This is a genomic window from Streptomyces sp. NPDC088915 (assembly GCF_044749825.1).
GTDB lineage: Bacteria > Actinomycetota > Actinomycetes > Streptomycetales > Streptomycetaceae > Streptomyces.
The window spans coordinates 154,762-179,921 of sequence record NZ_JBIVIR010000009.1; the positions used below are offsets into that span (position 1 = coordinate 154,762).

Here is a 25,160-nt window from a genome sequence, read left to right on the forward strand (position 1 = left end):
GACACTCCGCTCACCCCATCGTCGGCATGGTGAAGCTCGCGCCCTCCTTGACCCCGGAGGGCCAGCGCGAGGTGACGGTCTTGGTGCGGGTGTGGAAGCGGATCGAGTCCGGCCCGTGCTGGTTCAGGTCCCCGAACCCGGACGCCTTCCAGCCGCCGAAGGTGTGGTACGCCACGGGGACCGGGATCGGGACGTTGACGCCGACCATCCCGGTGTCGACCCGGCGCGCGAACTCGCGGGCGGTGTCGCCGTCCCGGGTGAAGAGGGCGACGCCGTTCCCGTACGCGTGCTCGCTGGGCAGCCGGAGCGCCTCCTCGAAGTCGGCGGCGCGCACGACGCACAGCACCGGGCCGAAGATCTCCTCGCGGTGGATCCGCATCTCCGGGGTGACCCGGTCGAAGAGCGAGGCGCCCGCGAAGAAGCCGTCCTCGTGGCCGGGCAGGGTGAACCCGCGTCCGTCGACGACGAGTTCGGCCCCCTCCTCCACGCCGATGTCGACGTAGCGGGTGACCCGTTCCAGGGCGTCCCGGCTCACCAGCGGCCCGAAGTCGGCCTCCGGGTCGTCGGAGCGGCCGATCCGGAGGGCGGCGACGCGCTCCTTCAGTGCGGCCACCAGCCGGTCGGCGGTCTCCTCGCCGACGGGCACGGCGACGGAGATCGCCATGCAGCGCTCGCCCGCCGAGCCGTAACCGGCCCCCACCAGGGCGTCGACGGCCTGGTCGAGGTCGGCGTCGGGCATCACGATCATGTGGTTCTTGGCGCCGCCGAAGCACTGGGCGCGCTTGCCGTGGGCGGCGGCCGTCGCGTAGATGTGCGCGGCGACCGGGGTGGAGCCGACGAAGCCGAGGGCCTGCACGCGGGGGTCTTCGAGGAGGGTGGTGACGGCCTCCTCGCCGCCGTTGACGACGTTGAGGACACCGGCCGGGAGCCCCGCCTCCAGGAACAGCTCCGCGAGCCGGAGCGGTACGGAGGGATCGCGTTCGGACGGCTTGAGGATGAAGGCGTTGCCGCAGGCCAGGGCGGGTGCGGCCTGCCACAGCGGAATCATCGCGGGGAAGTTGAACGGGGTGATGCCGGCGACGACGCCGAGCGGGCTGCGCAAGGAGTGCACGTCGATGCCGGTTCCGGCGTTGTCGGTGAACTCCCCCTTGAGGAGGTGGGGAGCGCCGGCGGCGAACTCCACGACTTCGAGCCCGCGTTGCAGATCGCCGTGGGCGTCCGCGACGGTCTTGCCGTGCTCGGCGGACAACAGCCTCGCCAGCTCGTCGCGTTCGCCCTCGACGAGCCGGAGGAACCGCAACAGGACGCGGGCGCGCCGCTGCGGGTTCCACGCGCCCCACTCCCGCTGGGCGGCGACCGCGTCCGCGATCGCCCGCTCGGTGTCGGCGCGGCCGGCGAGCGGGACGCGGGCCTGGACGGCGCCGGTGTTGGGGTCGTACACGTCGCCGAAGAGGCCGGACGTGCCGGCGGTGTGCTTCCCGCCGATGAAATGGGTGAGTTCACGGACCATGGGGGCCTGCTCTCGTCAGGTCGGATCCGGGGATGGCACGGCGGACCGCCGGCCGCACCGGGTGGGTGCGCCGCGGGGGGACGCCGTGGGACGGGGCGGCGCGGGGCCGCCGAAGAGCTACGTGGACGCGGGGGTCGCCGCTCGCTCCGCCGGATCACCAGGGTCGTGGGTACGGACCGGTGCCATGCGTGTCTGCTCCATCCTCGTGGACAACACGGAACGCTCCGCGGCCGGTATCCTGACTCCCGGATCCCCGCGTGCCGCCCGCCTTCCCGACGGACCTCGTCAGTGACGTGTGGACGGCGGCACACTCCCCGGTCACAGTGGCGGGACCGTGCCGGATTCACACCGGCTTCCCTGCACCGCGGACCTTGTGTCACGAACATATAGTTGGACGTCCTAGTAAGTCCACCCCCGCGCCCCGCCACCATCCGTGTCGGCCGGATCCCGCCGATCCCCCTGCGGCCGGCCGGACCTCCGTCGCGCACGGGGTCTCCCGGGGCGTCCGGGCCTTCCTCCGCTCCCGAGGTCTGTCAGGCGGATCAGGACCGTCGGCGTGCCCGGAAATTCCCGGCCGCGCCCTCCGACGACCGGGCAGAATCGCGGCATGACCGCCCCGCACCTCGACGAGGAACCGCCCGAGCACCGGAGGTTCGCCCGGTACCTGGAGGCTCTGGAAGCCGTACCGGAGGAGGCCGAGGCCGAGCTGGTGTCCGCCGTCCTGCGCGACCGGGACGCGACGATGGCCGGCAGCGCGGTGGTCCGTCACCTGGACCGCAGGGCCGCCGGCCTCCTGGCCGGCCCGCACTTCACGGAATGGGCCCGGCGCCTCGCCGAGACCGTCGCGGCCCACGACTTCCCCGCCCGCCGCCTGCGCGAGTGGTCCCTGCTCCACGCCCTCGTACAGGACGAGGCCCGGTCCCCCGGAGAACTCCTCGACGCGTCCGACTGGCTCCAGCGCACGGCCGCCTCCCGGCGCTTCGCGACGCCGCCCACCGCCCTCGCGCTCCTGGCCGAACGGGGACGCACCCGCCGCGTCCGGAGCGAGGCGAGCCGAATGCTGTGGTACGGGCCGGTCCTTCGCGGCCGGTCGTCGGCGCACGAGCCGCCGGTCTGAGCGGACGGACCCGCGCGGGTCGTTCGACACCGCCCCGTACGCGGAGCGGGCCGCCGTCCACCACCTCGCCCTCGTCGCCCCGGCCGAGCCCCCGGCGACTCAGGCCGCCTTGCCCGACTCCTCGGGGGCGGAGGCGGTGACGACCCGGGGAAGGGCGCCCGGGTGCTCCCGGGCCAGCCAGCGCACGAGTTCCTCGCGTACGGCGCAGCGGGTCGTCCACAGGTCGTCGGCGTCCTTGGCGGTCACGATCGCGCGGACCGTGATGGCGGTGGGCGACGTGTCCGTGACGGCCAGGTCCCAGCCGCGCCCGTCCCAGGCCGGACAGGCGGCGAGGAACTCCCGCAGGTGCGCCCGCATGAGCGCGACGGGCGTGGAGTGGTCGCAGTGGACGAAGACCGACCCCGTCATCTGGGCACCGCCCCGCGACCAGTTCTCGAACGGACGCGAGGTGAAGTACGAGACGGGCAGCGTCACCCGGCGCTCGTCCCAGGTCCTGACCGTGAGGAAGGTCAGCGTCACCTCCTCCACGAGACCCCACTCGCCGTCGACGACGACCGTGTCCCCGATGCGGACCATGTCGCCGAAGGCGATCTGGAAGCCGGCGAAGAGGTTGCCGAGCGTCGACTGCGCCGCCACGCCGGCCACGATGCCGATGATCCCGGCCGAGGCCAGCAGCGACGTGCCGAGGGTGCGGAAGGAGGGGAAGGTGACGAGGGCGACGGCGGCCGCGAGCACTCCGACGGCGACCGACACCACCCGCATGATCAGCGTGACCTGCGTACGGACCCGGCGCAGCCGCGCGGCGTCCCGCGCACGCCCGGCGTAGCGCGTGTACGAGGACTCCACGACGGCCGAGGCCGCCCGGATCGTCAGCCAGGCGCCGCCGCCTATCAGGCACAGCAGCAGCACGTGGCCGATCACCTGGGCGTGCTCGTCCAGGAGGGACGCGGCCGACGCCGGATAGGTCCAGCGGAGCAGGGCGGTCAGCAGGACGACGAACAACGGCGTACGGCAGCGGCGCAGCAACCCCCACAGCGGTGTCTCGTGGTGGCGCGCGTCCGCGTGACGGGCCAACAGGTCCGCCAGGCGGACCACGACGAACGCCACGAGGGCCGAGCCGCCGACGGATGCCGCCAGCCGAAGAACGCTCTCCATGTGCTCCCCAGTCGATGAGACGAACAGGTTCGTCGATGACGCCTGACCGCCGACCGGCACCCCAAACATCCCGCCGGACCGCCGCCGACGGCCCGGACTCACCCCACCTGGGGTTTCGGCGCCCCGTCGCCGCCGCGCCACCACGCGAGGGTGACGAGGGACACGGCCAGGACGAGACCGGCGACCACGCGGAAGCCGAAGGACATCGCGGTGGAGAAGACCTCCGAGCCGTGGGAGGAGAGCGCCGTCCCCATGACGGCGACGCCCAGCGCACTGCCGATCTCGCGGGTCGCGCCGTTCAGCCCCGACCCCAGACCGGCCCGGTCCTGCGGGAGGGAGGTCATGACGGCGGCCGACAGGACGGGGACGCACAGGCCCATGCCCAGGGAGAGGAGCACGAGGAAGAGGGCGTAGAGGGGGTACGGGGTGGAGGCGGTGGCGAAGGACATCAGGACCAGACCGGCGACGATGCCGGCCAGGCCGACGGCGACGACGCCGTCGCCGAAGCGGGCGGCCAGCCGGATGCTGTGGCGCGAGGCGACCATCATGCCGATCGCCAGGGGGGCGATCGCGCAGCCCGCGACCAGCGGCGAGTACCCCTTGGCGTACTGGAGGTACTGGGCGTTGACGTAGAAGAGGGAGAACAGGCCGAAGAACGCGGTCCCGACGCCGAGGGCGCCGGCCCGCAGCCTGCGGACGCGGAAGACGCGCGGGTCGAGCAGCGGGCGCTCCGCGCGCAGCGAGCGCGTCACGAACAGCGCGATCAGGACGGCCGACAGGAGCAGCCCGCCGATCACCCGCGCGGACGCCCAGCCGGACGAGGGCCCCTCGATGATCCCGTACAGCAGGGCCCCGACGCCCGCGACGAGCAGGGCCGAGCCCGGCAGGTCCAGGGTCGCGGGCCGCCGCCCGCCGCGCGGCGCGAAGCGGGCCGCCAGCAGGCCGAGGACGACGGCCGGCGGCGCGACCGACAGGAACAGGCCCTGCCACGGCAGGTACTGGAGGGCCAGACCCCCGCCGATGTTCCCGACGACACCGGCGATGCCGGTCGCGGCCGTCCAGACGGCGACCGCCTGCGGCCGCCCGGCCGGTTCGGTCACCTCCAGCATCAGCGACAGGGTGGCCGGCATGACGAGCGCCGCCCCCACGCCGGTGACGGCCCGGCCGGCGATCAGGACGGCCACGCCGGGAGCGGCCGCCGACACGAGGGCGCCGACCGCGACCAGGGCGAGCCCGGTCAGGAGCGCGCCCTTGCGGCCGTACCGGTCGCCGAGCGCGCCGGCGGGGATCAGCAGGCAGCCGAAGACCAGCACGTAGGTGTCGACGATCCACAGCAACTGGCCGGGGGAGGGCGCGAGCGCGCTCGCCGCCAGCTTCGGGATCGCCAGGTTGACCGCCGCCACGAGCGACACCACCAGCACGGAGCACGCGGCCATGACGGCGTACACGGCCCGCAGGCCGACGGGGCGCGGCGCGGGACGCACTTCATCCAGGAGCATGGGAAGGATCTTTCGTTCGAAGAGACCGAAGGAGGGGGCCGGCCGACCGTGCTGCCACGGTAGGCTCGCACCGGACTTGCCTTCAAATGCAACTTCGCGAAGAGATAAGTGCACGCCATGCAACTGAATCTGGACCTGAACCTGCTGGTCGCCCTGGACGCCCTCCTGGAGGAGGGCAGCGTCGGCGGCGCCGCCGACCGGCTCAACCTGTCGTCGCCCGCGATGAGCCGGACCCTCGGCCGCATCCGGCGCGCCCTCGGCGATCCCGTACTGGTCCGCTCCGGGCGCGCCATGGTCCCCACCCCGCGCGCCCTTGCCGTACGGGCCGAGGTCCACGAACTGGTCGTACGGGCCCGCGCCGTCTTCGCGCCGGCCGGCGAGATCGACCCGGCCCGCCTCGAACGGGTCTTCACCGTCCAGGCGGACGAGTCCCTGGTCGTCCGCCTCGGCGCACCGCTCCTGACCCGGATGCGGGCCGAAGCCCCGGGCGTCTCCCTCCGGTTCCTGGGCGAGGGCCCGCAGGACGTGCAGTTCCTCCGCGAGGACCTGGCCGACCTGGAGATCGGCAACATCACGGGCACCGGCCCCGAGACCCGGATCGAACCGCTCCTGGAGGACCGCTTCGTGGGCGTCGCCCGCGCCGGGCACCCTCTCCTGGACGGCGGGGTCACCCCCGCCGGGTTCGCCGCCGCCGACCACCTCAACTACTCGCGCCGGGGCCGGTTCACCGGCCCGATCGACACGGCCCTCGCCGAACACGGCCTGACACGGAGGGTCGTGGCCGTCTACCCGACCTTCGCCTCGGCCCTCCTCGCCCTGCTCGACACCGACTTCGTCGGCATCCTCGGAGAGCGCGTCCACTCGGCCACGGCCCGCCGCTTCGGCCTGGCCACCTTCCCGATCCCCCTCGACCTCCCCTTCCTCCGCCTCTCCCTCGCCTGGCACCCCCGCTACCAGGCCGACCCCGCCCACACCTGGCTGCGCGGCCTGGTGGGGGAGGTCGTCAGGAGCGAACTGGGCGACGAGCCGGAGTGAACCCGTCCGGGAACGGCGGGCCGGGATCCGACCGAGCCCGTTCGACGCGGTCGGCGGCACGCGAGCGCCGGTGCGCCGCGACCCGTTCGCGGGTCGCGCACCGACGGGAGCAGTAGCGGCGCTCCCGCTCGCCGCCCTGGACGAGGAAGACGTTCCGACAGCCGGACGAGGCGCAGATCCCGCCCGGCGGGCCTCCGCCCTGGCCGCCCACGCCGTACTCGCCCGCTTCCCGCGGGCCATCGCCCCGGACACCCTTCTCTGGACCGGCGCCCTGGTCCAGGCCGCGGCCCCGACCGCGGCCGTCTCCGGCGACCCGGTCGTCCTCGTCGTGGCCGCGTTCGTCGCCGGAATCGGCGAAGGCCCCCAGTTGACCGCGTTGTTCGCCGTCCGCCACCGGGAGGCACCGGAGCGCCTGCGGAGCCAGGTCTTCACCACCGGTGCCAGTCTGAAGACCACCGGGTTCGCCCTGGGAGCCGCGGTCGCGGGGCCGGTCGCGACCTGGTCCCTGCCGGGCGCCCTGCTGCTCGCGGCGGGCACGGCGGCCCTCGCGGTCCCAGCCTTCTTCGCCGTCCCCGCGGCGGACGCCGGACCGTCCCGGGACCGGGCGGTCGCCGGGTGAGCGCGTACGGACGAGCACCGGGCCTCGTCCCGCCGGAACGCGTTCACGCCACGGACACCCGGAGCCGGGCGGAGGGCCACCGAGGTTGCGTATCCATAACGGGTCCGGATCGAAGCGCGGTGCCCCGGACACGCGTGCGTGGGCCCGGGAGGGCGCCGGCACCGCCGCAACCGAAAGGAACCCCCTGTGGATCGCAGGTCTCTCCTCACCGTCGCGACGGGCGGGGTGGGAGCGGTCGCCGCCTCCCAGGTGCCGGCGGGCACGGCGTCCCCCGCGCACGCCGGCCCGGGACGCCCCGTCACCTCCTTCAACGTCATCAGCGACATCCAGGGCGACCTCCGGGACCTCGGCGTCGCCCTGGAGGACATGAACCGCACCAACCCCCGGAGCTCGGGCCTCGCCGTCGCCGGCGACATCACCCCGCGCGGGTACGACGCCGAGTACGCGGAGGTCTCCGCCGAACTCGCGCGCCACACCCGTCCCCGCACGGTCGCCTGGGCGATCGGCAACCACGAGTTCTACGTCCCCAAGTGGCGCGACCCGTCGACCCTCGCGCAGGACACCTGGCCCAACGGGACCACCGAGGACTCCCTGTTCCGCAGCTTCTACCGCTTCGCCGGCCGCGACACGGTGCACGCCGAGCACTCCTTCGGCGGCATCCCGGTGCTGAGCCTCGGCACCGAGAAGTACATGCACTACCACGACCCGAAGCTCTGGGACGAGGTGTGGCTGAGCGAGGCGCAGCTCACCTGGCTCGAACAGCGCCTCGCGTACTGGGCGCGCCGCCGCAAGCCCGTCGTGGTCGTCACGCACCACCCCCTCCCGAACACCGTCTCGGGCAGCCGCAACCGGCTCTACTCCCGCGACTACCTCCAGGCGGACCGGCTCCTCGGGATCCTCGGCCGCCACCGCGACGTCTTCCTCTTCTGCGGGCACACCCACTGGGACCTCGCCCTGTCGGACTGGTACGTCCGCAGGGTCGTCCCCGGCACCGCCAACCCGGAAGGCTTCTCCGTCGTCAACACCGGCGCCGTACAGACGGGTTACACCGACGACGGCAAGGGCGGCGAGGTCTCCGTCCCCGGCACGTTCAACCAGGGGCTCCAGGTCGAGGTCTTCCACGACCGCGTCGTCGTCAGGGCGCGCGACTTCGCCGCCGGCCGCTGGCTGAAGCAGATCACGGTCCCGCTGTCGACGCGGATCTGACGTGCCTCGGCCCGCCCGGTGGTCCCCACCCGGCGACGCCCGCCGGGTGGGCCGTACCGGTGACCGAAAGTCCGTCCGCGGTGACCGCCGGGGCGGCGAATCGTTCTGTCGGACGTGAAGAAGATGCTCCTGGCGGCCCTCGCGGCCGCCTCCGTCACCGCCCTGATCGCTCCGGCCGTCGCCACCGCGGCCCCGGAGACCGCCGACGCCACCGCCACCGCGGTCCCCGCCGTCCTCGATGCGGCCGCCCTGCCCGGCGCCCGTACGACGGACCACGCCGGGACGAGGACCCAGTGGCCCGAGACCCTCGGGCTGCCGAAGGCCTGGGCCGAGAGGGTGATCCTGCGGGACCGGCCGGACCTGCACGTCGTGCACGTCCCCGAGGGCGCCCTGGTCACCATGGACTACAACGAGAGCCGCGTCCGGATCGTCCACGACGCCTTCGGCCTCGTCAGCCAGGTCCCCACCATCGGCTAGGGCCCGTCCTTCGGATCACGGCGGAGCCCGCGCCGACCGGTCCGGCTCACGCGTCCGGCCAGTCCAGGCACTCCTCGTGGAACCTCCCCGCGAAGGCGTTCCGCGCGTGGGCCCGCATCCTCGGGCCGTACACGGGATCGGCGGCGAGCGAGGAATAGCCGCCCTCCGGCCGCGCGACGAGGCCCGCCGTGTCCGCCAGGTAGACGTCGAGGCCCGGGTACATCAGCTCGACGCACGGCAGGTCGTCCACGTCGAGCGCGAACACCGGGTACTCGCCGTACGCGTCCGGCTCGCCCGTGGCGAGGACCCGGCGGGAGTCGGAACCGCCGGGCAGGAGGAAGCACTCGTCGAAACGCTCCGACAGCGCCTCGAAGGGTGCTCCCCAGCCGTCGCCGAACTCGTCGCGGCCGATCCGCCCGAGCGTCCGCGGCGTGAAGCCCGACCCGGAGTCGAACCAGCCGAACCGGCGCAGCAGACCGCTGTCGAACGCCAGCCACCGGCGCAGACTGGGCGGCAGCGGGCGCCCGCTCGGGAACGCGGCCCCCGCGAGCACGTCGTCGGCCAGCGGCTCCGCCGCCCCCGCCACCCAGGGGCCCGCCCACGCGTTGTAGTCCAGCACCGGCCGCCCGGGATCGGCGCGTACGGAGGCCATGACGCGGTCGGTCAGCGGAACGCCGTGCTCGGCGGAGGGGTTTCCCATGATGCGGATCGTCCTGTTCGCGATGTGCTGTCGGCCGGTGCCCGGTCGGCCCCAACCTAAAGCCCCGGCACCGGCCCGGGGCGGGGATCAGTCGTTCCCGTCCGCCGCGAGGGCGAGGTCGCGGCGGGCGTGCCAGGCCGGCGAGTCCGCGATGCCCCGCTCGATGGAGAGGGCCGGTTCCCGGCCCAGGAGTTCGCGGGCGAGGGTGACGTCGGGGTAGGCGCCCGCGTTGTCACCGGGCCGCCGGCCGACCACCTCGGTGGCGAGCGGCTCGCCGGTGACGTTCTCGAACGCCCGGATCAGCTCGAAGACGGTGGTGCCGTGACCGGTCCCCGGGGCGATCGGCCGGTACGGGGCGGCGCCGGCGTCCCCCGACGTGATCGCGTCGAAGCGGCGGAGGGCCGCGACGTGGGCGCGCGCCAGGTCGTGGTCGTGGTCGTGGTCGCGGATCCCGGGGACGCAGCCGATCGGGTTGAAGTACCGCGGGGAGATCGCGCGCAGCGGCGTGCCGGCGGCGACGTCCTCGCAGTAGCGCAGCGGCTCCGCCACGGACTCGGGGACGACGATCTTCGCCGCGCACCCAAGGGCGGCGTGGACGTCGGGATGGTCGGAGAAGATCCTGTCGACCAGCTCCCCGTCGGCGATGTAGCCGCGGTACAAGATCCGCCCCTCGACGAACTCGGCGCGTCCCGTCGACAGGTCGTCGAGGACCACGACGTCGATCCCCTCGTCGAGGCAGGCCGCGGCGACGGTGGAACCGATGAACCCGGCTCCGCCGGTGATCAGTACCTTCACGTGCGCTTCTTCAGGGTCGGACCCGGACCCGGCACGCCGATCGCGCGCCGGGGGCCGGTTGACGTGGCACCACCACCACATGGCACCACCACCATGTGACCCACCGCCATGTGACCCCGCTACCACGTGGAACCAGTACCGCGTGGTTCCGCTACCGCCCCGCGTCCACCTCGTCCGGCATCTCCTGCTCCGCCCAGATCGTCTTGCCGTGCCGCGTGTAGCGGCAGCCCCACCGGGTGGTGAGCTGGGCGACCAGGTACAGGCCCCGGCCGCCCTCGTCGGTGAGCAGGGCGCGGCGCATGCGGGGCTGGGTGGCGCTCGGGTCGGAGACCTCGCAGACCAGGCGGCCCGCCCGGATCAGCCGCACCTCGACCGGACCGCCGGCGTAGCGGATGGCGTTGGTGACCAGCTCGCTCAGGACCAGCTCGGTGGTGAAGGCCAGCTCCGTGAGGCCCCAGTCGTCCAACTGCCGGGCCGCGGCCCCGCGCACCTCCGCCACGGCGGCCGGATCGGCGGCCACCGGCCAGACGACGTGGTCGTACGACGGCACCGCGCGCGTACGGGCGAGCAGCAGGGTGATGTCGTCGGTGAGGTGGTCGGCGGGGCGGCCGGCGACGATCTCGCGCCCGAGCCTCCGCAGCGGCGTGTCGAAGACCCCCGGCGCCGCGAGACGGCGGGCGAGGTCGGCCATGCCCTCGTCGACGTCGCGCTCGCGGCTCTCGATCAGACCGTCGGTGTAGAGGGCGAGGATGCTCCCCGGTTCCACGTCGACCTCGGCGATCTCGAAGGGCAGCCCGCTCACGCCCAGCGGAGGCCCGGGGTTCACGGGGACGAAGGCGACGGTCCCGTCCGGGGCCGCCACGGCCGGCGGCGGATGCCCGGCGGAGGCCATGGCGAGCCGCCGGGACACCGGGTCGTAGATCGCGTACAGACAGGTCGCGCCGATCGGGTCGGTCCGGGGCCGGGCGGGCCCCGTCGCGTCGTCGGACTCGTCGCTCCCGTCGGTCTCCACGCCGAGCTGGGAGACCAGGTCGTCGAGGTGCACGAGCAGCTCGTCCGGCTCCAGGTCGAGGTCGGCGAGGGTGCGGACCGCGGTCCGCAGCCGGCCCATCATCGCCGTCGCCGCGAGGCCGTGGCCGACGACGTCGCCGGCGACCAGGGCGACCCGGGCGGACGAGAGCGGGATGACGTCGAACCAGTCGCCGCCGACTCCGGTGCCGGTGTCGGCGGGCAGATAGACCCCGGCGGTGGTCACGGCGACGTTCTCGGCCTCCGACGGCGGCAGCAGGCTGCGCTGGAGGCCCACCGACGCGCGGTGCTCGCGGGTGTAGCGGCGGGCGTTGTCCAGGGCGAGCGCGGCGTGCCCGGCGATCTCGTGCAGCAGGTGCAGGTCGGCCGCCTCGTACGGCGGCTTCCCGGCGTCGCGGTGGACGGTCACGCGTCCGAGGACACTGCCCCGGGCGCGCAGCGCGACGGTCATCGAGGTGAGCGGGTCGGCGGGCTTCGCGGGGGCGTCGGGCCTGGCCAGGACGACGTGGTCGAGCGGCGCCTCCGCCGTCCTGTGCCCGGCCACGGCGGTCCGGCGCAGCGGCATGCTGCCGTCCGGGGCGGGGGTGGGCTCCTCGCCGGTGAACACCTCCTCCGCGATCTCCACCACGGAGAGGTCGCCCACCGCCGGCACGAGCGCCGCCGCCAGGTCCTCGGCGGTGCCGACGACCGACAGCGAGCCGCCGACGGCCGCGGTCACGCGGTGCAGCACGGACAGCCGCTCACTGGTGCGGCGCAGCTCGGTGACGTCCGTGAACAGCGCCGTCACCCCGAACACGTGCCCGTCGGGCGCCTGCAGCCGGAACGCCGAGATGGCCATCACCGCCCCGCCCCCGGGCTCTTCGAGGGTGCGGACCGTCTCCTCCGCCCGCACGAGCGGCAGCCCCGTCCGCAGCACCTCGCGCAGCTGCCGTTCGACGGCCGCGGCGTCCTCGGCGTACAGGAAGTCCATGAGCCGCCGGCCGCGCAGGTCCGGCGCGAGCCCGGTGTACGGGAGGAGATGGGTGTTGGTCCTGACCAGCCGCAGGTCCACGTCGAAGACGGCCAGGCCGAGCCGGTCCTGGAGGAACAGCTCCGTGGTGAACGCCTGGTCCTGCCGCCACCGCGCCGCCGTCCCCTCGGGGGCCGCGAGGACGAAGTACCGGGACGCCCCGGCGCACGAGCCGGCGTCCGTGAGCGGCAGGACCTGGAAGTCGACCCTCAGCTCCCCGCCGCCGCCCGTGAGCGCCACGGCCACGCCGGACCAGGCCTCGGGCCACCGGTCGGACGGCGGTACGTGCCGGGTGTCAGGATCCTTGAGCAGTTCCCCGATGTGCCGCCCGCAGGCCCGGTCGGCGGACAGGGAGAGCAGGTCCTCCGCCGCGCGCGTCCACCCGATGATCCGGCCCTCGGAGTCCAGCAGCGCCCCCGCGGTCTCACCGGCGAAGGGCAGCCCCCGGTACTCCGGTGCGAAGGGCGGGATCTCGTCGTCCACCTCGTGCTCTGCCTCCCTCACACGACACGGCACCCCCGCGCGGGCTCACCTTGAGCGTTTCCTCCATGTCACACCGGGCCCCCTGCTGCGCGGGGCCGGACCTCCATCATCCCTCGGCGGGCCCCGCCCGCCAGTCGGCCGGGGCGGCCCACTGGGCCGAAAGAGCCGCGAGGGCCGTGTGGGCCGTGTGGGCCGTGCGGACGGTACGGACCTAGAGGCGCTTCGCGCTGCGCAGGGCCTTGGCGTAGTAGCCGTTGCCGTCGAGCCGGGAGACGCCGCCGATGTCGCCGATGGTGGGGCCGTTGACCTCCTCGCGGCTGGAGACGAAGATCAGGTGCCCCTCCGTGTCGTGGCCGAGGACCATGCCGACGTGGTCGAGGCGCTGTCCGGTCCGTCCGTCGAGCTTGAAGAAGACGAGGTCGCCCGGCTGGAGCTGGTCGATGGCGGTGGAGCGGTGCTCCGCCGTGACACCGGTCAGCGGCAGGACGTCCACGCCCTGGCGGGAACGCGCCATGCCGTTGGCCGTGCGGGGCAGGCCGTCGCCCGACTTGTCCGAGGACATCAGCGGGTAGCGGGCGCGGTAGCCGAGGACCATCCGCATGTAGCCGGAGCAGTCCAGGGACCGGGCGCGCACGGCGTCCGGCGCCCCGACGGTGCCGTCCCGGAAGGGGTACGGCGTGCCCAGGTAGTCGTAGAAGTCCGACTGTTCGAGGCGCAGGTCGCCGCCCTCGGCGCCGGTGGTGTTCAGCGGACCGAAGTTCGCGTCGCCCGCGAAGGCGAGGCCCTTGGCGTCCTTCCGCTGCGGCGCCCCCGCCACGTACTGGAAGGCGAAGGCGAAGACGTCGTCCTGCTCGCTCCCGGCGTACTCCGCGTACCAGTCCTTGAACCACTTCTTCTTCTCGGCGCCCTTGGTCCAGGGCTCGGGCATGACCCGCACCCAGTCCGTCGTGGAGACCTTGGACGCCGTGGAGGCCGGCTCGGCGAAGGTCCGGGCCGGGCCGGTCAGCTTCGCGGTGCGCGCGCCGTCGGTCAGGACCGCCATGACCTGGCCGTCGGCGCCGCGCAGCACGCTGCGCGCGGGGTTGTCCAGGCGGGACCACCGCTCCCCGCCCTTCTCCCGGGCCGCGCCGGTCTGCTTCCCGGCCCCGTCGAGCACGCCGACGTTGCGCACCTCGGTGACGCCCTGCTCCTCCCGCTCGCGCAGCTCCAGGGTGAGGTAGCCCGAGGCCGCGACGAGCCCGAGGACCGCGAGGCCCGAGAGGAGCGGGCGTGACTTCTTCTTCCCTGCCATGGGGTTGTTCCTCGTTTCTGGGGGTGCCGGGGACGGTCAGGCGACGGGCATGACGCCGAGCAGCAGACCGGCGGCGACGACGATGTAGGCCATGAGCGAGACGGAGGCCGTCGCGAGGAGGGTGGGGCCCTTGGGCTGGCGGACCAGCTGATAGGCGATGAGACCGGGCACGATGAAGCCGAGGGTCTGGTTGCCGTACATCAGCGGGAACTCCAGCGAGAGCACGATCATCACCGTGGCCTGCAGCAGCACCCCGAGGAGGACCACCGCGGCGAACAGCCGCTTGCCGTACAGGATCACCAGCCGCTGCATGAGCTTGGTGCCCGCGTACGTGAGGGCGGTGACGCCGACGACCATGGCCGCCCGCTGGAGGTCCTCGATGAGGGTGAGGGCGAGCCATCCCGGTGTGATCATCCCACCGGGGGAGAGGTTGGTGGTGAGGTAGCACAGCAGGGAGAAGAGCAGGCCGATGGCGATGCCCAGGGCGGCCATCTCGGGGGTCAGGGCAGCGGTGGTCAACGGGGGCTCCGGGCGCGTGTACGGGTGGTGAGGCGGGACGGCGGTCAGGGACGCGGGGACGGGGGCTCGTCCTCAGGGGCCGGCTGGTGGAACCAGCCGAAGGTCTCCCCGCCGCCGTCTCCGTGCGGAGCCCGGACCGGTCCGTGCTCGTGGTGCGGCTCGTCGTGGCGCGGTTCCGCGTGGTGGTGTCCGGCGTGGTGCGGTTCCGCGCGGTGCGGCTCGTCGTGGTGCGGTGCGGGGCGGTAGTACTCCGGCGGGATCCGTACGAGGGGGATCTCCTGGGTCTGGCTGACCTGGTACCGCTCCTCGTAGGCCTGGGGGTACGAGGCGTACGGGTCGAGGTGCATCGGCTGCGGGGCGACGGCCGCGGCCGTGTCCGGGCCGGTCGGGGCGCCGCTCTCGTCCGCCGGGAGTTCGGCGAGGTACTCGAGCAGCTCCTCGCCCTGTCCGTGGATGTTGCCGATGGCGACGAGCGAGGACCCGTCGGGCATCCGGTCGAGCATGGCCGGCATGAACTCCTCGGCCGCCCGCCGCTCGCCGCCGAGGTCGACCGCCCGGTCCCGCCACTCGGCGGGAATGGCGTCGATGGCGCTCTTCGAGGGGTGCCCGATGACGAAGACGTTGTCCGGGCGCAGATCGGGGATGATCTCGCCCATCTGCCCGTTGCGCTCGACGCGGTCGGGCCGGCAGTTGATCACGACGTTCAGCGGGCGGCTGACGGCCCCGAGGTCGAGCAGCTGGTTGACGTTCATCAGGGTCGACTCGGGGTCGTTCGCGGCGAAGACGTTGGCGAAGGCCAGCCGCTTGTCCCCGGGGGCCACGTAGCGCTCCACGGAGAGGACGCCGGGGTCCGGCGGAGCGTCGTACATGCCCTGGAGGGCGACCTGCCGCTCGACGCCGAGCAGCTCCGCCACGGCCAGGGCGATCGCCACGTTCTCCTTGAAGGTGAACCAGCTGAAGCCGCGCAGCTCGGCGTCGCTGACCGTCTCGGGGTCGGCGTAGACGAGCTCGCAGTCCCGGGCGTCCGCCTCCTCCTGGAGGATGTGGAACCGCTCCTTCTCCGCGGTCACGCAGATCCCGCCCTCGGGCATGGAGCGGCACAGGGACCGGGCCACGTCGTCCAGGGTGGGGCCCATCTCGGCGAGGTGGTCCTCGCGGACGTTGCACAGGACGCCGATGGTGGAGCGGATCAGCTTGCTCTGGTTGACCTCCTGCAGGGCCGGCATGACGGCCATGCACTCGATGACGAGCGCGTGGGGCCGGTACGCGGCGGCCCGGCGCACGATGCCGATCTGCTCCACCACGTTGGCGATGCCGAACTTGCGGTAGACCGGCTCCTCGGTGGCGTCGGGGTGGATGAAGCGCGCCGCCGTGCCCGTCGTCTTGGCGACGGTGACGAGATCGCCGCCGCGCAGCGCCCCCGCGCACAGCCGGGTGATGGAGGACTTGCCCCGGATGCCGTTGACGAGCACCCGGGCGGGGATGACGTGCAGGGCGGCGTAGTGCCTGCGCTGTTCCACGATGCCCGCGACCAGCAGGGACACCCCGCTGATCAGCAGGACGAAGTAGAGGTAGAGCACGGCCTTGTCACCTTCCGTCCGGCCGGGGCTCCGCGGACCGGCGCGCCTGGTTGTGTCGATGGGCCTGCGCCTGCTGGCGCAGGAGTTCGAGGCTGCGGACGACGGCGCCCACCTCGTCCTGGTAGCGGGGGTACAGCACGGTCTTGAGGTCGCCGTCGGCGAGGTTCTCGGCGCTGGTGGCCAGCGCCCGCAGGGGCCGTACGACCACCAGGTGGATCCAGCCGAGCGAGAGGATGATCGCGGCCAGCCCCAGCATTCCGGCGAGGACGCTGCGGTCCTCGCGTTCGTACGCGGCGATCTGGAAGCGCTTGGCGTCCTGCCAGCTGACGACGGTCCAGCCGATGTCGGCCGTGACGCCGCCGCCGGAGAACGGGGCCGCCGCGGCGACGGTGACGCCCTTCCCCTCCCGGATGAGCAGACCGTTCTCGACGGGGCCCGCCCCGACCCGCATCCCGCCCGCCCGGACGAGGTCGGTCAGGGTCTCGCGGGGCAGCTCCTCGAAGGCCAGGAAGCCGCCGCTGGAGGCGAGGGTCAGACCCTCGGAGTCCACCACCCGGACCTCCCCGAGGCCCGGCCGGGTCAGCAGGGAGTTGAGGAACTCGACCCGGATCTCGCCGACCAGGGTGCCGCCCTCCTCCCCCTTCGCCGCCTTCACCGGGGCGCCGGCCTGGATGACCGGCACCTTGCCGCCCTTCCCGGACACCCGCACGAGCGGCAGGTCCTCGTCGCGGTTCCAGTCGTGGGGGTCGGCGCCCGCGCGGGCGCCGACGCGCCCGTCGGCGTCGACGACGTACAGGGCCCGGTAGCGGGAGTGCTTGACCAGGGCCTCTTCGAGGACGCGGTCTGCGGCCCCCGCGTCGGCGGAGCCGATCAGGTGGGAGGTGGAGACGAGGTCCGCCTGCGCCTCGTTGAGCGCCCTGCGCAGCCGGTCGGCGATCAGGTCGGTGCGGTCCCGCTGGTCGTCGACCATGGTGGCCGGAATGCTGACCGAGCCGTCCGTACGGTTGAGGAGCAGGCCGACGGGCACGCACCACACCAGCAGCAGGGCACCGGTCAGGAGGAGCGGGCCGCGCCCGCCGATCCGGATCCTCCGGCGCGGGGCGCCGGCGGAGCCCGCCCCGTCGTCGCCGTGGGCCAGGCGTCTGCGCAGGCGTTCGAGCGCGGCCCCGATGCGGGCGGCCTCGCCCCGGCGGGGCACCGTGACGGGCCGGGTCAGGTCGCCGCGGGCGAGCCGCCGCGACTCCAGGAACAGGCGCAGCAGGGGCCGCTGCACGGTCGCCCAGAGGACGGCCGCCGCGAGCAGTCCGAGCAGGACGAGGACGCCGGCGGCCGCCAGGCCGTACAGCTCGCGGCCCTGGTCGGAGGCCTGCTGCTCGACCACGGGCAGCAGGGCCACGACCGTCAGGCCGAGACCGGCGGCCACGCTCTTCTTCCCCTCCGGGTCGGAGGAGGCGAGCGAGGCGTATCCGGCGGTGCTCACGCGGCCGTTGTACGCGTCGCCGACGAGGGAGCCGCTGACGCCGGGGTAACCGCGCGAACCGGGCTCCTTCGCGCTCACGGGGTGCTGCTCGGTCCGCTCCGCCGCGATGCCGGCCAGCCGGCTCATCTCCTTGTGGAGGAAGGCGAGCTCCTTGCGCTCCTGCTCGGAGTCGAGCGCCTCGGCCCGGTCGAAGCCGGCCGTGGCCAGGACCTCACCCTTCTCGGTCACCACCGCCATGCTGCGGAACGGGCCGAGGTTGATGGCGGGCACGGAGAGGCTGCTCGACGCGATCAGGAGCTGCTGCGGACGGTCCCGCCAGTCCAGGACGGCCATGGTCATCAGCCGGACGTCACCGGTCTCCAGCCGCACCATGCGGGGCTTCAGGGCTCGTCCGCCGGTGAGGACGTCCTTGTCCAGCCAGGCGAGAGGGATCGTTTCCCCGCGCGCGGCGACCACGTCTCCGCTCTCCAGGTCGAGGACGGTGGTGCCGGTCCACTTCTGGTACGCCCGGCTCAGGTCCGACAGGACGCGCCCGGGCTTCACGGAGGGCCCTTCGCTCAGCGCCGCGGCGGTGCGCTCCAGGTCGGCGACGCGCTCGTCGACGGAGGCGCGCAGGGCGATGGCGCCGTCCTCCGCGAAGTACTGCTGCGAGGAGAGCACCGCCTTCGGCGCGGCCGCCTCCTTGCCGGGGCCGAGCACCTTGACCGTCAGCCCGGCCAGGGCGAGGACCAGCACGCACAGGACCGCGATCGGCGGGCGGATGCCGCCCAGGAGGGGCATGTCCGCGCGCCGGCGGTTGCGTCGCCGCCCCCCTCGCGCGGAGTACGCGGCATTACTCGATGTCACTGCTGCTCTTTCCTGGTTCCTGCGGACGCCCTGCCGGAAGGGGCCGCTCCTCGGGCGGTCCCGGCGCGCGGGTGCGCGCAACGGTCGGTGCGCCGGCTCAGTCCTTCAGGGAGAGCTCGGCCAGGCCGTCGCCCCCCGGGGCTCCCCGGTTGAAGAGGAACCCGCGCGTGCGCTCCGCCGCGAGGCGGTAGCGGGCGAGCCGGTCCGGTGCCAGACCGCCCGGCTCGTCGAGCACCTGCCGGACGTCGACGAGCCGGTGGTCCTCGACGGCGCCCGCGGGGAGCTTCTCTCCCGGCCCGGTCTCGGGCGGGATGTCCATGAGGGTGGTGCGGTACCGGGCGGAGACGTTCCAGCCGGAGGCCGTCTCCCGGAACTCGAACCAGCCGATCGCCCCCTCCTCGGTGAGCCCCGAGGGGGAGGAGTGGCGGGCCACCTGGTTCCCCAGGCCGAAGGCCACCCAGGTCCCGTTCAGCTTCTGGATCGGCTGCACCACGTGCGCGTGGTGACCGATCACGAGGTCGATCCCGGTCTCCTCGGTGATCCGCCCGGCCGTCTTGATCTGGGACGCGCTCGGCTCGTTGCGGAGCTCCGCGCCCCAGTGGACCGAGAGGATCACGACCTCGGCGCCCTGCTGCCGGGCCCGGGCCTCGGCCTTCTTGATCGCGTCCAGGTCGAGCCGGTTGAAGGCCCAGTCCTCCTTCCGGGGCGTGGGATTGCGGAAGGACTCCCACGAGTAGGAGAGGTGCGCCACCTTCACTCCCCGGACGTCGAGGATCCGGACCTTCTCCGCTTCCTCGGGGGTGCGTGCCGAGCCGGTGTGGCCCAGACCCACCCGGTCCATGGCGTCCAGGGTGCGGCGGACGCCCTTGGAGCCGTGGTCGTAGGCGTGGTTCGAGGCGGTCGAGCAGGTGTCGTAGCCCACGTCCTTCAGGGTCGTGAGGATCTGCGGCGGCACCAGGAACTCCGGGTACCCCTCGAAGGGGCCCCTGGGGGTGCCCACGGGGGTCTCCATGTGGCAGACGGCCAGGTCGGCCCCGTCGATCACCGGCTTCACGCCGGCCATCAGCGGGCCGAAGTCCAGCCCGGCCTCGCCCTTGCCGGTCCGCTTCGCGTCCTCGGCCGCCTGTTCGACGAGCTCGGGATGGATGAGAACATCTCCCGTGGCGGCGACGGTGAACGACCGCCCACCCGGCTTGTCCTGTGACTCCGAAGGGGTCGACGCACAGCCGGCGGTGAGCACGGCGAGGGCCGCCGTCACTGCCAGGGCACGACCGAAGGGGAGAGAATCACAGAATGTCACTGGCCGATCTTCACACGAGTACCAAGATCGACTTCCCCTGGGGCATCACGAGATCATCACTATCTCTTCACGTTCTCGCCCTGCTCGTCGCCGTGTCCACGCTGGTCGGCTGCCAGACGGCGCCCCGGAACGGCGCGGAGGGCGAGCGGCCGCCGGCTCGTGAACTCGTGAACCTGGAGGACCGGATCACTGAGTACGCCGGGCGGGCCAAGGACCGCGAACCCTACACGCCCCTCGACGGCGATCAGCGGGAACACCTCGCCCAGGGCGTCGGGGCGCTCCTGGGCGGCGACCTCGAAGGGGCCGGGAAGCACTTCTCCGGCATCGGCTTCCGCGTGACCACGCTCACGGACGCCGCCTCGGGCCGGCGCTACCACGAGGTCGCCGCCCGGGGACCGGGCGCCGAGGCGCGGTGGGGACGGCTGTACGTCAGCGCCGACGCCGCGGTCCGGTGGAGCGTCCAGGTGCCGCACCCGGTCTCCGACCGCGGCACCGAGACCCTCGGGGCCCGCCTCCTGGAGAGCGCCCCGGGTGGCGCGCTCGTCGTGGCCGGCGCCCACCGCACCTCCGGCGAGGAAGGCGCGGCGGACGTCGCGCACCGCACCGACAGCGCGTTCCACGTCGTCATCACGGAACTCCAGAAGCGGGGCGTCCCCGGCGTCCAGATCCACGGCTTCGCGAAGGCCTCCGACCGCCCCTACGACGCCATCCTCTCCACCGGCGCCGCGCGGACGGCCCCGGCGGACGCCGGACGGCTGGCCGCCCTCATGGAGGACCGCCGCTTCCGCGTCTGCAAGGGGTGGTCCGACCGGTGCCCCCTGGAGGGAACCACGAACGTCCAGGGCCGGACGGCGAAGCACCTCGACGCGACCTTCCTGCACGTCGAACTCGCCCCGGCCCTCAGGAGCGACGACGCCAAGGGCGTCCGGGCGCGGGAGGCCCTCGCCGAACTCCTCGCGGGGTGGGCCGGGGCCGGCCGGTGACGGCGGCCCCGCCCTCCGGGGACTGCTCCGTTCACGAGGACGCCGGACGCGGAGGCGGGCCCCCGCCGGGCTTCGCGGCCGGGTCGTGGGGGTCGCAGGAGAAGCGCGCCGCCGCCAGGGCCGGATCCCCCTCCTTCGCGTCCTCGGCGGGCAGGGAGCAGTCCAGGACCCCCGAGCCGTTGACGACCCAGCTGGTCGCGCGGCCCGTCGTCCGTCCGCCGTTCCCGCAGGTGTACGTGAAGTCGGCGACGACCTGCTTCACCCAGGAGTAGTTCACGAAGGCCCCGGCGCCCTCCACGGCGGTGGTGACCGCCCGGGGATCCGGGGCGGGCCTGTGCACGTCGGTGAACCCCGGATCGTCGTCGACGTCCCCGGTGCGGGTGCCCAGCGAGCGGAGCACGGCCCTCGTGTCGATCCTCGGTCCCCTCTCGAAGGCGACCGCGACGCGCGGCGCGTGGAGCGGTGTCACCTCGCGCGTGAGCGTGCCGCCCCCCTTGCCGAGCTTCTGCTGCGCGGCGACGCCGGTCAGGACGTCCCGCCTGTCCACGTTGAACCACGCGTAGGTCCCGTCCTTGCAGGCGGGCTCGGCCGTCGCCTTCGGCTCGGCCACCGGCTCGCCGCCGTCGGACGTGCAGGCGCCCGCCCCCGCGAGCAGCGCGGCGACGACACCCGCCGCGAGGCAGCCCTCTTTGATCCCCATGTGCGTTCCCCCTCCGAAGGCCACTGGTCGATGGCGGAGACGACATTGCCCGCCCGCGGCCTTCCCCGGCAAGGGAGTTGAGCGACTTCTGAGCTGGGCGGGGATGCCCACGGGTCCACGTGGCGCGGGGGTTGTCGCCGCCGTGCTGCTCGACGGCAATCTGCGGATCCGTCCGCGACGTGGGGGAGTGGCATGGGCGCCGTCACGACGTTCGATCCCGTCACCGGGCACGAGAGGACCCGCGCCGCGCCGGCCGCCGCGATCCCGCGCCTGGCCGGGCTGCTGCGCGCCGTGCCCGACCCGGACGCGGGATCGGGCGTCCCCGTGTGGTCGGTCGGTGACGTCGGCGCGCACCTGGCGGCCGTCCACCTCGGGTACACCTCCCTCGTCCTGCCCGGCGAGGAAGTGGAGCGGGACGACGTCCTGGCGCCCGGCGAGGGGACGTTCGTCGAGCGGATCGCGGCCATGAACGCGCGGTCCGTGGAACTGTTCGCCGGTGGGGAACGGGCGAAGACGGCCGGCTTCGTCGCCGAGCGGGGCGAGACCTTTCTGCGCGCCACCGAGGGCCTCGCCCCGGGCACCCCCGTCTCCGCGCCCCGGTACGGGGACCTGCCGTTCACGCCGGCGACGGCGACCGGCCTGCTGCTCGGCGAGACCCTCGTGCACGGCCTGGACATCGCGCGCGGCGCCCGCCTCCCGTGGCCGATCGGCGACGACGAGGCGCGCCTCGTCCTGGGGCAGTCGATGCCGACGATGATGGCGGCGGCCCTGAACCAGGTGAGGTCGCGGGGCGTGAACATCGCGGTCGACCTCGCGATCAAGGGGGGCCCGCGCCTCGCGGCCGTCGTCGACGACGGGACGGTGACGGCGACCCGCGACGCCCCGCCGCGCGCCTACGACTGCCGGATCGTCGCGGCGCCGGCCACCTTCCTCCTGGTCTCCTTCCGGCGCACGCCGGTCTGGAAGGCGGTCGCGAGCGGCCGGATGCGGGCCGGCGGCCGCAGGCCCTGGCTGGCCGCGCGGCTCGGCCGGCTCGTCACCGGCCCCTGATCCCGGCCCGGCCGCCGGGCCGCCGTCCGTCCCGCCCGTGCCTACCTGTCGGCGGCCAGGGCCCGGTCGGCGCCCTTCCGCCGCTGCCACCACCGGCGCCGGACGCGCGGGTGCACCGCACGGCCCAGACGCCGCCCGATCAGCAGATAGCCGAGCAGCGCGCCGGCGGTGTTGAGCAGGACGTCGTCGATGTCGAAGGCGCGTCCCGTGATGAGGGCGCCCTGCACCAGCTCGACGAACAGCATCGTCACGACCGTGAGCAGGGCCACGCGCACCAGCCCGCGGGTCCTGAGCGAGAGCAGCGGCAGCAGGATGCCGAACGGCACGCCGAGCAGCACGTTGCCGCCCAGCTGCTTCACCGTCTCCACGAACTCCGGCTGCCCCAGGTACGCGCGGATGGAGCTGCCCGGGGTCAGATTGCTGTGGGTGAGCGGCACGGACGCCGGTGACGCGTTCAGGGTGAGCCGGGCCAGGACGATCGCGAAGGCCACCATGCCCACGACGGCGACGAGGGCCACCAGCGCCCGGACCACCAGGCCCGGCCGGCGCGGCTCCTCCCGGCGCGCCCTCTCCCGGGAGGACTCCTCCCGGGGCGGCTCGGACGGTACGGGAGGAGCGGCGGGTACGGGATCGTCGGCCGCCACCGCCTTGTCCGCACTCCGACCGCGTGTCCACATCCTCATGTTCCGCCCCCAGGGTCAGTTCTCTTCGAGGGGGTGCGGCTACCCGGGAAGCGAAGCGGCAACCCATGCGCGCGGACCCGGCGCGACACCGGCCACAGCAGCCCCGGGCGACCCAACCGCCGCCGAACGAGGCCGGGTTCCGCATGCCCGTGGACGCGGCGGGCACGAGACGCGCATGGGAGACGACACGGAGAACAGACCCTCGCGCGAGCGCCGGCGGACCGGACGGGCCATCCGCGGATGGCCCCTCGCCGCCGTACTCCTCGCCCTGATCCTGGTACTGGTCCTGCTGGGCCGGTTCTTCCAGCCGCCCGGCCTGGGCGACCTGTTCGGCACCGAGACCAAGGACCGCTCCGGCCCCGCCGTGCTGAAGTCGATCCAGGACATGAACCGCCACGAGGGAGCCGCCGGCGCCTACCAGGTCGTGGTCGACCTGGAGAAGGACGCCCGGTTCCTGCCCGACGCGATCCGCGGCACCCGCACGCTCTACGTGGCCAGTGGCAGCGTCAGCGCCTACGTCGACCTCTCGGGCCTCGGCGAGAACGCCGTCACCGTCGACGAGAAACGCACCACCGCCACCCTCCGCCTGCCGCACGCCCGGCTCGCGCAGCCGTTCCTCGACCCCGAGCGCTCCTACACGGTGTCCAAGCAGCGGGGACTCCTCGACCGGCTGGGCGACCTCTTCTCCGACAACCCGGCGAGCGAGCAGGCGGTCAACGTCCTCGCCGCCGCGCGCATCGGCGACGCCGCGAAGGAGAGCGACCTCACCACCCGGGCGGAACGCAACACCACCGCCATGCTCCAGGGCCTCCTGCGCGCCCTCGGCTTCGAACGGATCACCGTCACCTACGGCTGAGCGGACGCTCCCGCACCCCGGCCCCCACCGGGACCCGGAGCGTCAGTCCAGCGTCTGGGTCAGCTCGCCGCGTCCCGAGGCGTGCACGACCCGCCCCCGCGCCCCGTTGACCAGGGGCAGGTACGGCGGGACGTGCCCGCACTCGACGTCGGCGACGACCGGCACGCCCAACGGCCCGAGCGCGTCGAGCACGGCCTCGTGCTGGGTGAGCGAGCCGGTGCCGGGCGCCGAGGTCCGGCCGACGAGAACCGCGTTCGCCGCGTCGAAGAACCCGGCCAGCCGCATCCCGTGCAGGTTCCGGCAGACGGCGAACGCGTCGTCGCCCCCGGCCTCCACGTACACGAGGAGCCCCTCCGGGGACTCGGCCCGCGCGAAACCCGAGACGTCGAGGTAGGGCGTTCCCGTGAGGTTGCACAGCGTCTCGATGCAGCCCCCGACCAGGCGCCCCTCGGCTTCCACGTCCCCGTCCGCGTCCAGCCTGGTCCACCCGCCGGACGCGTCCAGCGTGAACTCGCGCACCTCGGGATCGGTGCGGTAGTCGTCCCACCCCCCGGCCCGGAAGCGGTTCGGCGGGACCTGCGTGAACCGGTGTCCCCGCGGCGCGGCGACGACGTCGAGCCAGGACAGGAGCCCCTCGGGCACCCGGTAGGGGGTGTCCATGAGGTTGTTCCCGTGCACGGTCGCCACCCCGGTGAGGAGGGTCAGCGGCGTGATCAGGGTCGACAGGTCGGAGAACCCGACGAGCCAGGTCGGCTCGGCGTCGCGCAGCCGGTCCCAGTCGAGGAGCGGCAGCAGGTCGATCCCCGTCTCCCCGCCCCACGGCGGCACCACCGCCGCGATGCCGGGGTCCGTCAGCATGGACATCAGCTCGTCCGCGCGGTCGGCGGCGGGCGCGCTGACGTGGCCGGCACCGTCCATGCAGCGGCCGACGACCACCTCGTACCCCCGCGCCTCCACCTCGCGGACCGCCACGTCGAGGCGGGCGCGCAGTTCCTCGGGGATTCCGCTCGACGGAGAGGTGACGCCGACGCGGTCACCGGGACGCAGGGGGCGCGGGTATCGAACGGCCATGCGCCGGATTCTGGCACGGCACGGCACCGTCGCGACATCGGATTCCGGCACGCCCGGACGTGCACGAGCCTTCGGACTCGGCCCCGCGTCCGCGGAGTTCGGGAACGCCCGCCGAAAGGGGAGCGTGGGGTGCGTCGCCGGCGCGGAACGGGGCATACGCAGGAGAA

At 73.7% G+C, this 25,160-nt stretch carries 21 protein-coding genes, 2 pseudogenes and 1 riboswitch; of the genes and pseudogenes, 8 read left to right on the forward strand and 15 right to left on the reverse strand.

The genetic code is table 11. The annotated features are described in order from the left end of the window. Positions 1 to 10: 10 nt before the first annotated feature. Positions 11 to 1,510 (reverse strand): CoA-acylating methylmalonate-semialdehyde dehydrogenase, encoded by a 1,500-nt coding sequence (locus tag ACIP5O_RS18290; protein WP_401294429.1) that lies wholly within the window; start codon positions 1,508 to 1,510, stop codon positions 11 to 13. Between the two features lie 210 nt (positions 1,511 to 1,720). Next, a riboswitch (cobalamin riboswitch) is annotated at positions 1,721 to 1,899 on the reverse strand. Positions 1,900 to 2,117: 218 nt separating this feature from the next. Here ACIP5O_RS18290 and ACIP5O_RS18295 point away from each other — a divergent pair. After that, positions 2,118 to 2,627 carry a hypothetical protein gene (locus ACIP5O_RS18295; RefSeq protein ID WP_401294431.1) on the forward strand — a complete coding sequence of 170 codons (510 nt, stop codon included), beginning with the start codon at positions 2,118 to 2,120 and terminating at the stop codon, positions 2,625 to 2,627. A gap of 29 nt (positions 2,628 to 2,656) precedes the next feature. Here the strand turns inward: ACIP5O_RS18295 and ACIP5O_RS18300 are convergent. Together ACIP5O_RS18300 and ACIP5O_RS18305 are read right to left on the reverse strand one after the other, a co-directional pair. Continuing rightward, positions 2,657 to 3,782 (reverse strand): annotated as a pseudogene (locus ACIP5O_RS18300) (mechanosensitive ion channel family protein); the annotation flags it as partial. A gap of 98 nt (positions 3,783 to 3,880) precedes the next feature. Further along, positions 3,881 to 5,281 carry an MFS transporter gene (locus ACIP5O_RS18305; RefSeq protein WP_401294433.1) on the reverse strand — a complete coding sequence of 467 codons (1,401 nt, stop codon included), beginning with the start codon at positions 5,279 to 5,281 and terminating at the stop codon, positions 3,881 to 3,883. A 117-nt stretch (positions 5,282 to 5,398) separates the two neighbouring features. Between ACIP5O_RS18305 and ACIP5O_RS18310 the strand changes: the two genes are divergently transcribed. After that, positions 5,399 to 6,316 carry a LysR family transcriptional regulator gene (locus ACIP5O_RS18310; protein WP_401294435.1) on the forward strand — a complete coding sequence of 306 codons (918 nt, stop codon included), beginning with the start codon at positions 5,399 to 5,401 and terminating at the stop codon, positions 6,314 to 6,316. Here ACIP5O_RS18310 and ACIP5O_RS18315 read toward each other — a convergent pair. After that, positions 6,285 to 6,506: pseudogene (locus ACIP5O_RS18315) on the reverse strand (CGNR zinc finger domain-containing protein); the annotation flags it as partial. The gene ACIP5O_RS18310 and the pseudogene ACIP5O_RS18315 sit on opposite strands and share 32 nt — an antisense overlap. Positions 6,507 to 6,644: 138 nt before the next feature. On the opposite strand from ACIP5O_RS18315, the gene ACIP5O_RS18320 reads away from it, so the two are divergent. The 3 genes from ACIP5O_RS18320 (at position 6,645) to ACIP5O_RS18330 (ending at position 8,618) form a co-directional block, all read left to right on the forward strand. After that, a complete protein-coding gene (locus ACIP5O_RS18320) occupies positions 6,645 to 6,935 on the forward strand; it encodes a hypothetical protein (RefSeq protein ID WP_401294437.1) in 291 nt (96 codons plus the stop codon). Positions 6,936 to 7,121: 186 nt separating this feature from the next. Next, positions 7,122 to 8,141 (forward strand): metallophosphoesterase family protein, encoded by a 1,020-nt coding sequence (locus tag ACIP5O_RS18325; protein ID WP_401294439.1) that lies wholly within the window; start codon positions 7,122 to 7,124, stop codon positions 8,139 to 8,141. Between the two features lie 123 nt (positions 8,142 to 8,264). Beyond that, the gene (locus ACIP5O_RS18330) at positions 8,265 to 8,618 is read left to right on the forward strand and encodes a serine protease inhibitor (RefSeq protein WP_401294712.1); all 354 of its coding nucleotides are present in this window, start codon (positions 8,265 to 8,267) and stop codon (positions 8,616 to 8,618) included. 46 nt (positions 8,619 to 8,664) lie between these two features. Here ACIP5O_RS18330 and ACIP5O_RS18335 read toward each other — a convergent pair whose 3' ends face one another. The 8 genes from ACIP5O_RS18335 to ACIP5O_RS18370 form a co-directional block, all read right to left on the reverse strand. Next, complete coding sequence (locus ACIP5O_RS18335) at positions 8,665 to 9,318, reverse strand: hypothetical protein (protein WP_401294441.1); 654 nt, start codon at positions 9,316 to 9,318, stop codon at positions 8,665 to 8,667. 87 nt (positions 9,319 to 9,405) lie between these two features. Beyond that, positions 9,406 to 10,113, reverse strand: coding sequence for an NAD-dependent epimerase/dehydratase family protein (locus ACIP5O_RS18340; protein WP_401294443.1), 708 nt, complete (start codon positions 10,111 to 10,113; stop codon positions 9,406 to 9,408). A gap of 151 nt (positions 10,114 to 10,264) precedes the next feature. Further along, positions 10,265 to 12,655, reverse strand: coding sequence for a SpoIIE family protein phosphatase (locus ACIP5O_RS18345; RefSeq protein ID WP_401294445.1), 2,391 nt, complete (start codon positions 12,653 to 12,655; stop codon positions 10,265 to 10,267). 190 nt (positions 12,656 to 12,845) lie between these two features. After that, positions 12,846 to 13,925 carry a C40 family peptidase gene (locus tag ACIP5O_RS18350; protein WP_401294447.1) on the reverse strand — a complete coding sequence of 360 codons (1,080 nt, stop codon included), beginning with the start codon at positions 13,923 to 13,925 and terminating at the stop codon, positions 12,846 to 12,848. A gap of 36 nt (positions 13,926 to 13,961) precedes the next feature. Then, positions 13,962 to 14,444: a poly-gamma-glutamate biosynthesis protein PgsC/CapC gene (locus tag ACIP5O_RS18355; protein ID WP_356547878.1), complete on the reverse strand. Its 483-nt coding sequence runs from the start codon at positions 14,442 to 14,444 to the stop codon at positions 13,962 to 13,964. A gap of 44 nt (positions 14,445 to 14,488) precedes the next feature. After that, positions 14,489 to 16,024, reverse strand: coding sequence for a poly-gamma-glutamate synthase PgsB (gene pgsB / locus ACIP5O_RS18360; protein ID WP_401294450.1), 1,536 nt, complete (start codon positions 16,022 to 16,024; stop codon positions 14,489 to 14,491). Between the two features lie 7 nt (positions 16,025 to 16,031). Next, positions 16,032 to 18,284 (reverse strand): HAMP domain-containing protein, encoded by a 2,253-nt coding sequence (locus ACIP5O_RS18365; RefSeq protein ID WP_401294452.1) that lies wholly within the window; start codon positions 18,282 to 18,284, stop codon positions 16,032 to 16,034. A gap of 163 nt (positions 18,285 to 18,447) precedes the next feature. Beyond that, positions 18,448 to 19,614: a CapA family protein gene (locus tag ACIP5O_RS18370; RefSeq protein WP_401294714.1), complete on the reverse strand. Its 1,167-nt coding sequence runs from the start codon at positions 19,612 to 19,614 to the stop codon at positions 18,448 to 18,450. A gap of 29 nt (positions 19,615 to 19,643) precedes the next feature. Here ACIP5O_RS18370 and ACIP5O_RS18375 point away from each other — a divergent pair, with 29 nt between their 5' ends. After that, a complete protein-coding gene (locus ACIP5O_RS18375) occupies positions 19,644 to 20,633 on the forward strand; it encodes a hypothetical protein (protein ID WP_401294454.1) in 990 nt (329 codons plus the stop codon). A gap of 31 nt (positions 20,634 to 20,664) precedes the next feature. Here ACIP5O_RS18375 and ACIP5O_RS18380 read toward each other — a convergent pair whose 3' ends face one another. After that, a complete protein-coding gene (locus tag ACIP5O_RS18380; RefSeq protein ID WP_401294456.1) occupies positions 20,665 to 21,333 on the reverse strand; it encodes a hypothetical protein in 669 nt (222 codons plus the stop codon). 192 nt (positions 21,334 to 21,525) lie between these two features. Between ACIP5O_RS18380 and ACIP5O_RS18385 the strand changes: the two genes are divergently transcribed. Next, complete coding sequence (locus ACIP5O_RS18385) at positions 21,526 to 22,383, forward strand: maleylpyruvate isomerase N-terminal domain-containing protein (RefSeq protein ID WP_401294458.1); 858 nt, start codon at positions 21,526 to 21,528, stop codon at positions 22,381 to 22,383. 41 nt (positions 22,384 to 22,424) lie between these two features. Here the strand turns inward: ACIP5O_RS18385 and ACIP5O_RS18390 are convergent, their stop codons facing one another. After that, positions 22,425 to 23,066: a VanZ family protein gene (locus ACIP5O_RS18390; RefSeq protein WP_401294460.1), complete on the reverse strand. Its 642-nt coding sequence runs from the start codon at positions 23,064 to 23,066 to the stop codon at positions 22,425 to 22,427. Between the two features lie 175 nt (positions 23,067 to 23,241). Here ACIP5O_RS18390 and ACIP5O_RS18395 point away from each other — a divergent pair, with 175 nt between their 5' ends. Next, positions 23,242 to 23,922, forward strand: a complete 681-nt coding sequence (locus tag ACIP5O_RS18395) for a DUF4230 domain-containing protein (protein WP_401294462.1) — start codon at positions 23,242 to 23,244, stop codon at positions 23,920 to 23,922. Between the two features lie 42 nt (positions 23,923 to 23,964). On the opposite strand, the gene ACIP5O_RS18400 is transcribed toward ACIP5O_RS18395, so the two are convergent. Next, positions 23,965 to 24,993, reverse strand: a complete 1,029-nt coding sequence (locus ACIP5O_RS18400; protein WP_401294464.1) for a S66 peptidase family protein — start codon at positions 24,991 to 24,993, stop codon at positions 23,965 to 23,967. Between the last annotated feature and the right edge of the window lie 167 nt (positions 24,994 to 25,160).